The 7,850-nt window shown below is 41.7% G+C and carries 7 protein-coding genes; 5 read left to right on the top strand and 2 right to left on the bottom strand.

Translation table 11 applies throughout. From position 1 onward, the window contains the following. Positions 1-40 precede the first annotated feature (40 nt). Entirely contained in the window at positions 41-1,210 is a 1,170-nt protein-coding gene (locus L1D51_RS19580) for an FAD-dependent oxidoreductase (RefSeq protein WP_239964569.1), read from the bottom strand. 258 nt (positions 1,211-1,468) lie between these two features. Between L1D51_RS19580 and miaB the strand changes: the two genes are divergently transcribed. Genes miaB through lnt form a run of 5 tightly spaced genes read left to right on the top strand, consistent with a single transcriptional unit; the run spans position 1,469 to position 6,909 of the window. Beyond that, entirely contained in the window at positions 1,469-2,914 is a 1,446-nt protein-coding gene (gene miaB, locus L1D51_RS19575; RefSeq protein WP_054551657.1) for a tRNA (N6-isopentenyl adenosine(37)-C2)-methylthiotransferase MiaB, read from the top strand. A 49-nt stretch (positions 2,915-2,963) separates the two neighbouring features. Beyond that, positions 2,964-4,016: a PhoH family protein gene (locus tag L1D51_RS19570; protein WP_055020914.1), complete on the top strand. Its 1,053-nt coding sequence runs from the start codon at positions 2,964-2,966 to the stop codon at positions 4,014-4,016. Further along, on the top strand, positions 4,013-4,468 hold the full coding sequence (gene ybeY, locus L1D51_RS19565) for an rRNA maturation RNase YbeY (protein ID WP_054561820.1): 456 nt from the start codon (positions 4,013-4,015) through the stop codon (positions 4,466-4,468). The genes L1D51_RS19570 and ybeY overlap by 4 nt, the downstream gene beginning before the upstream one ends. A 22-nt stretch (positions 4,469-4,490) precedes the next feature. Further along, complete coding sequence (corC, locus tag L1D51_RS19560; protein ID WP_054551660.1) at positions 4,491-5,375, top strand: CNNM family magnesium/cobalt transport protein CorC; 885 nt, start codon at positions 4,491-4,493, stop codon at positions 5,373-5,375. Next, positions 5,356-6,909 carry an apolipoprotein N-acyltransferase gene (lnt, locus tag L1D51_RS19555; protein WP_239964568.1) on the top strand — a complete coding sequence of 518 codons (1,554 nt, stop codon included), beginning with the start codon at positions 5,356-5,358 and terminating at the stop codon, positions 6,907-6,909. The genes corC and lnt overlap by 20 nt, the downstream gene beginning before the upstream one ends. Positions 6,910-6,960: 51 nt before the next feature. On the opposite strand, the gene L1D51_RS19550 is transcribed toward lnt, so the two are convergent. Then, positions 6,961-7,850 (bottom strand): hypothetical protein (locus L1D51_RS19550; protein ID WP_239964567.1); only part of this gene is annotated, 890 nt, incomplete at its 5' end.

The raw sequence follows: 7,850 nt of genomic DNA, 5'->3' as shown, positions 1-7,850 counted from the left end.
ACCCCGCTTCTTTATCTTTTGTACAATTAATTTTTTACGATTAACTTAATGTCCCGCTAATCGCATACTTTAAAACCCAGTTCTTTGCAGGGCCTGTGTTATTAGCAAGCTTTAAAAACTTACTGCGCACCCAGCTCAGTGGTTTAATCTCGTTTGAAAAACCAAAATAACATGCATCCATCATACTCATCATTAGTAAATTAGCGTGGCGGCGTTTTTTCTCATAGCGTTTTAATAACGCTTGCTGACCAACATCAGGTTGATCTGCCAAAATATCTGCCAGTGCTACAACATCTTGAAACCCTAGGTTCACACCTTGCCCAGCGAGCGGGTTAATTGTGTGCGCCGAATCACCCACCAAAACTAAACGTCCGTGCGAGTAATCATTGGCATGTTGGCGTGCAAGTGGAAAAACAGCATGCTCAAGTAATTCAAAGTCACCCGGTAGTTCAGGAAAATGGTCAATGAACTTTGCTTTGAGTTGCTCATTCGACAATTTTTGCCACTGCTTTAAAACTGCAGCATCGTGATAACAAATTAAATTAGCATAAGGCGCCTGCATCGGTAGAAACGCCACAGGCCCGGTTGGCGTAAATTGTTGCCACGTTTTTACCTGCTGTGGGGCATCTAATTTGATTAACACGCCCATGCAATGCTGGCCATATTGCCAACCCGTTACACCTAAACCAGCTTTAGTTCGCAATTGTGACTGTCCACCATCTGCAGCAACAACTAAATCAGCGGTATATTGAGTATCGCCATAATGTAAGGTGATTGAATCAGCCGTTTGAGTAATATCCGTGGTGGCAGATAACTGCTCTATCACTTCGATGTTGTACTTGGCGAATTGCTGCCAAAGACTTGCTTGAATTAAATTATTTTCGATTAAATGACCTAAATGCGTTTCGCCAATCTCATGGCTATCAAACAATAAATTCTCGCCTTGTTGCTGGTAGGCCTCTAATTGTTGATAGGGTGCGATACGATTTTGTCTTAGTAACGGCATTGCACCAAGCTCATCAAGTAAATTCTCTGAAAAACGATTAATAGCCGAAATGCGAATATCTACCTTATCTGAGCTTAAAATTTGATCAGCATCGATAAGGTGCTTTTCAATAACGGTGACATCCCTACCCTGCTTGGCCAGTTTTACAGCAGTAGCAGCACCTACCATGCCGCCACCGACAACAATTACCTTATTTTTATTCATTTAATATTCGCTCATTTGGCTATTTAAATACGGGATAAATTGTAACGTAATTCAATATTGCGTGTCAGTGCATTTACTGCTTATGAATTTCAAAACAGTGACTTGTTTGATTTCACACCACAAAGATAAAAACTATACTTGGATCTGTGCGGGTATCCAGCTAAAATACGCGTCCTTTAAGTCGGCATACTTGCCACTTAATCCTGTTTCTAACACATTTTTGTGTCACTACCGAATTGAAAACGAGGCTATATTTCAATGAGTAAAAAGCTGCATATTAAAACCTGGGGTTGTCAGATGAACGAGTACGACTCTCAGAAAATGGCTGATCTACTAGATGCGACTAACGGCTATCAGTTAACTGAAGAAGCTGAAGACGCTGACGTGATCTTACTCAATACCTGTTCAATCCGTGAAAAGGCACAAGAGAAAGTATTCCATCAGCTTGGCCGTTGGAAACTATTAAAAGACGACAAACCTGAGTTAATCATTGGTGTTGGTGGCTGTGTTGCATCGCAAGAAGGTGACTCAATTCGTCAACGTGCGCCGTTTGTTGATGTAATCTTTGGCCCGCAAACATTACACCGCTTACCTGAAATGATTAAGCAAGTGCAAAGTGGCGACAGCAGCTCGGTAGTTGACGTTTCATTCCCTGAGATTGAAAAGTTCGATCGTTTACCTGAGCCAAAAGCGGAAGGCCCTACTGCGTTTGTATCAATTATGGAAGGTTGTTCTAAATACTGTACATTCTGCGTAGTTCCTTATACGCGTGGTGAAGAAGTAAGCCGCCCACTTGATGACGTCTTACTTGAAGTTGCCCAACTTGCAGAGCAAGGTGTTCGCGAAGTAAACCTACTTGGTCAAAACGTAAATGCGTATCGCGGTGAAACTCACGACGGTGAAATTTGTTACTTCTCTGACCTACTACGTTATGTCGCTGCGATTGACGGTATTGACCGTATTCGTTACACCACATCGCACCCTGTAGAATTTACGCCAGATATTATTGATGCGTATGCAGACGTACCTGAGCTTGTTGACCACCTACACTTACCAGTGCAAAGTGGTTCAGACCGTGTTCTTAACCTTATGAAGCGTGGTCACACTGCACTCGAGTACAAATCTACGATTCGTAAGTTACGTAAAATTCGCCCTAACCTAAGCATGTCTTCAGACTTCATCATTGGTTTCCCTGGCGAAAGTAAAGCGGACTTTGAAGCAACTATGAACCTTATCAATGATATTGGCTTTGATATGAGCTTTAGCTTCATCTACAGTGCGCGCCCTGGTACGCCTGCTGCTGATTTACCAGATGACGTAACAGAGCAAGAGAAAAAAGAACGTTTATACATTCTGCAAAACCGTATCACGCAAATGGCGCAGCAAATCAGCCGCCAAATGTTTGATACCGAACAGCGTATCCTAGTTGAAGGTCCTTCTAAGAAGAACCCAATGGAATTACGTGGCCGTACTGAGAACAACCGAGTGGTTAACTTTGAAGGCCCTCACTCAGTGATCGGTCAATTCGTTGATGTACGTATTACAGAAGCATTGCCAAACTCTTTACGTGGTGAATTAATTCGTACAGAATCAGAAATGAACTTACGCCGTGATGTGGCACCTTCAGCTATTTTAAATAAAGCTGCTGAAGCTGAGGCCGCTACGGCCCCTAACGAAATTGGCGTTGCTACTTTCGTACCTTAGGGTGACACTTGGTGCAGGCACAGCCTGCACCCATCAATAGGAAGCAATTTTGAGTAATCAGTTAAAAACATTAGAGATTTATTTAGAACCCGCCGACAACAAACGCCTTTCATCTTTATGTGGTCCGTTTGACGAAAACATTAAGCAAATTGAACGCCGCCTTGGCGTTGAGATTGCACACCGTGATAATTTCTTCAGAGTAACCGGTAAACTGCACCTTGCAGCTGCGGCTGTTGAGATACTAAAAAACCTCTATATTGAAACTCAACCTATTCGCGGCCTGATTGGCGAGATTGAACCTGAAGCCGTACATTTGGCAATTAGCGAATCAAATGCGCTAGAGCAAGATGAAAACCCAGGTGTATATGGCAAAGACATGGTGATTAAAACTCGCCGTGGCGTTATTAAACCGCGCAATGATAATCAAGGCGTGTATGTTGCAAATATTTTGCATCACGATATTACCTTTGGTATTGGCCCTGCTGGTACAGGTAAAACTTATTTAGCGGTTGCTGCAGCCGTTGATGCCTTAGAGCGTCAAGAAATTCGCCGTATTTTGTTAACTCGTCCTGCGGTTGAAGCAGGTGAAAAGCTAGGCTTTTTACCGGGTGACTTAAGCCAAAAAATCGACCCGTATTTACGCCCTTTATATGATGCATTATTTGAAATGCTGGGTTTTGAACGAGTTGAAAAGCTAATTGAGAAAAATGTGATTGAAGTCGCGCCCCTTGCCTATATGCGTGGTCGTACGCTTAATGACGCGTTTATTATTCTCGATGAAAGCCAAAATACCACAGCAGAACAAATGAAAATGTTCTTAACCCGTATTGGTTTTAATTCAAAAGCGGTGATCACGGGTGATATTACACAAGTCGATTTACCGCGCGGTGCCCGCTCAGGCCTACGTCATGCCATCGAAGTATTAAACGGTGTCGATGAAATTAGCTTTAACTTCTTCCAATCACACGATGTGGTTCGCCACCCGGTTGTTGCTCGTATCGTTGAAGCTTATGAGCGAAACGATGAAGCAGAACGTTTAAAACGTGCAGAGAAGCAACGTCTGAAAGAAGCACAAGCAAACCAACAAGAAGCAAACTCGTGACCGAATTAGATTTACAAATAGCCTGTGAGTTTGACGACTTACCAAGCTTTGAACAATTCCAGCTATGGGCTGACAAAGCCCTTAGCAACTACCGTGAAGATGCAGAGCTGACTATAGTGGTCAGCGATGAAGCACAAAGCCAGCAGCTCAACAATGATTACCGCGGCAAAGATAAACCGACTAATGTCTTATCTTTTCCATTTGAAGCACCACCGGGCATTGAGTTACCTTTAGTAGGTGATTTAATCATTTGCCCGGCTATTGTTTTAGCCGAATCAATTGAGCAAGAAAAAACCTTTCACGACCATTTTGCCCATATGGTTATCCATGGATGCTTGCATTTACTTGGATTTGACCATATAAAGGACGAAGATGCACTTGAAATGGAAAGCATTGAAAAGCAATTACTTGCCGATCTGAACATCGCTGACCCATATCGAGACGATATTTAAATTAACGGAGCAATTAGACGCAATGAGCGACGACAACTCGCAAACTAGCCAGGGTTCTTCTGGCAAAACGTGGCTGGGCCGCATAGCCCAAATGTTGCAAGGGGAACCCCAGAATAGAGAAGAGCTGGTAGAAGTAATTGCCGATGCGCAAGAACGCGACCTTATCGACCCTGAAACCAAAGATATGATTGAAGGGGTGCTAGGTGTATCAGAGCTAAAAGTGCGGGACATCATGATCCCACGCTCGCAAATGGTAACCTTAGAGGTTGATACACCATTAGAAGAGCTATTACCTATGATGGTTGATTCAACACATTCACGTTTTCCTGTGGTATGTGAAGACAAAGACCATGTTGAAGGTATTTTATTAGCAAAAGATTTATTACCACTTATCATCAACAAAGATGAGCAACTACCTTCTTTACGTGAATATTTGCGTCCTGCAGTTGTAGTGCCTGAAAGTAAACGTGTAGACACGCTGCTTAATGAGTTCCGTCAACAACGTTACCACATGGCGATTGTTATTGATGAGTATGGTGGTGTGTCTGGTCTTGTCACTATTGAAGATATCCTTGAAATCATCGTGGGTGAAATCGAAGACGAGCACGATGAAAGTGAAGATCTACAAGATATTCGCCAAGTTGCAAAACACGTTTACGCTGTGCAAGCACTGACTGAAGTTGATGACTTTAACGAGTATTTTAAAACCGGTTACAGCACCTCAGATGCTGACACCATAGGTGGTATTGTTTTACATGCATTTGGCCATATGCCAAGCCGTGGTGAAACAATCGAGGTAGAAGGCTTACAATTTAAAGTCACTAACGCAGATAACCGCCGTATCTTACAATTGCAAGTCACCATTCCAAAGGCTGATGATAACGACAGTGAAGAAACTGCTAACTAACCTAAGTCACCTTGCAAAAGATAAAAAAGCCTGGCTCGCACTTATTGCGGGCCTCTTTTTAACCTTAAGTTACGCACCCTATAACCTATGGTTTATAACTTTTCTTTCCCTTGGTGCTCTACTCTACTGCATTAACCCTCTCGCAAACGGTAAATTAGCCGCTAAACAAAGTGCTAAATATGGCTTTATATTTGGTTTAGGTTGGTTTGGTGCAGGTATAAGTTGGGTGCATGTATCAATAGCGACCTTTGGTGGCATGCCATTAATTGCTTCAATTTCGTTAATGGTGCTGCTTTGTGCTTATTTAGCCCTTTATCCTGCATTAGCTACTTGGCTGGCAACACGCCTTGCTAAAGGCCCATATAGCTTTATATGTTGGTTCCTCGCCGCTATCGCAACCACAGAGTACTTACGTGGCACATTACTAACAGGCTTTCCGTGGCTGAGCTTTGGTTACACGCAAACAGACAGTCCACTTAATTTTTTAGCCCCGGTAATTGGCGAGTTTGGGATTACGCTTGTATGTATGTTAATTGCGTTTGCTTTATATCGCACAGCTTACAAAGATGGCAAACCACTTATCGCCTCTGTAGCCTTATTAGCTGGTTTATATACGATAGCAAGCAGCAGCCAGCTACACTACCAAGACAAAACCATAAAAACTGTACTGGTGCAGGGCAATATTAAACAGCATCTTCGCTTTGAGCCGTCTGAGTTTTGGACGACTATGAGCAAATACCAAGATATGACTCGCTTACATTGGGATGCTGATTTAATTGTTTGGCCAGAAGCTGCGGTGCCGGAGCTTGAAGCTTTATCAACCGAGTATTTAACAGGCCTTGATAGTGCCGCAACCTTTAATGACACCGCGCTTATTACCGGTATCGTTGATTACCAATACGACACGCGTAACATTTTTAATACCTTAATAGTGCTTGGTAAAAAAGAACACAATGACAGTGAAGGCCACTATCAATATTTAGGTAAAAACCGCTATCAAAAGCATCAGTTATTACCTATTGGTGAATTTGTGCCGTTTCAGGACTTCTTGCGCCCAATTGCGCCACTGTTTGATTTACCTATGTCATCCTTTACCCGTGGTGATGAAGTACAAAACAATTTACGCGCAAATGGCTTAAACATTTTACCGGCTATTTGCTATGAAATTGCTTTTTCTGAGTTGGTTCGTGGAAATTATCACAGTGACTCCGATATTTTATTCACGGTGAGTAACGATGCATGGTTCGGTGACTCACATGGTCCGCATCAGCACATGCAAATAGCGCGTATGCGCGCCCTAGAGTTACAGCGCCCACTAATTCGTGTTACTAATAATGGTATTAGCGCCGTTTACGACCCTATCGCTCAATCACAATTAGCTATGCCACAATTTAAAGCTGATGTACTTGAGGCCAATATCACTTTAATCAAAGGCGATAGTATCTATAGCCAATACGGCAATTGGCCAGTATGGGCGGTAGTGATATTAATCGGTACTGTTGGTGTGCTTGCTAGGATTAAAAATAACAAATAAAAGTTTAGACAACAGTTAAAGAGTGGTAACTCCACTCTTTAACTTATAACGCTAGCATTGATAAGTGTATATTTTTTTATTTCCCTTCGTTTTGGTTTCCACAACTCGGCAGCTAACTCCTCCGTCTAGTGAGCTGGAGTATCTTTCAAACTTGGCGTGTTCATTTCTTTCGCTCTTAGCATTTGCGAATATAAAATCATGACCACTAATTTCGTCTTGGTTCAAAGGAATTGAGTTTTTAAATCCATCCCGCCCGCCTAAAATATTAAATGACTTAATTACTGGGTTTAGTGTTACGCTAACAAAACCATTTAGGCTTTTAGCCAAATCATCACTATAAAAGTTTATACGAACATATAGCTTTAACTTATTCATATTCGGAAATTTAATTGTTCCCTTAGTTGGTAATAATATTTTTGTTAAAGCTAATGTCTCACCCGCAAAATAAAAGTCATAAACATCATTTCTAAAATAACTGGCAAGCAAAAAGTCATAGGGACTTCCCTTGACTTCAATCCCCTTTCCTATCGGAGAATTATCATTTACATTGGAATTAGTATACTTAGGAGTCGATATATTACGTTGAGTACTTTGCGCATTTTTAAGCATACTCTTTTCAGAAGCACGCGTTATTACACGTACTAACTCTTTGCGGTATTCATAGAGAAGGTCTAAATCAAAAGCTTCATCATTACTAAGCTCAGACAAAGAAACACTAACTACTGGCTCACCATAACGATCTTCAATGTAGTTAGTATCATATTTTAATGCTGTTTCATTAATCATATCGACCACAATGACAGCTTTAGTATCAGAGTTAACGCTTAGCCTTGCAACCTTGTCTTTTTGACTTTGAGAGCAATTATTGCAGATTTCAACTTCTGCCTGACCAAAAGCAGGCAAGGATATTCCCGAAAAAATAATAAACAATAATATAAGTT

This window comes from Pseudoalteromonas shioyasakiensis (assembly GCF_022398475.1).
In the GTDB taxonomy this organism is placed as follows: Bacteria; Pseudomonadota; Gammaproteobacteria; order Enterobacterales; family Alteromonadaceae; genus Pseudoalteromonas.
Note: the sequence above shows the minus strand (reverse complement) of the source record. Positions and strands in the feature narration are given on the sequence as shown.

Bases quoted from the DNA above. Each gene is read 5' to 3' on its own strand.
- L1D51_RS19580 (WP_239964569.1), bottom strand. From the start codon at position 1,210: ATGAATAAAAATAAGGTAATTGTTGTCGGTGGCGGCATGGTAGGTGCT.
- miaB (WP_054551657.1), top strand. From the start codon at position 1,469: ATGAGTAAAAAGCTGCATATTAAAACCTGGGGTTGTCAGATGAACGAG.
- corC (WP_054551660.1), top strand. From the start codon at position 4,491: ATGAGCGACGACAACTCGCAAACTAGCCAGGGTTCTTCTGGCAAAACG.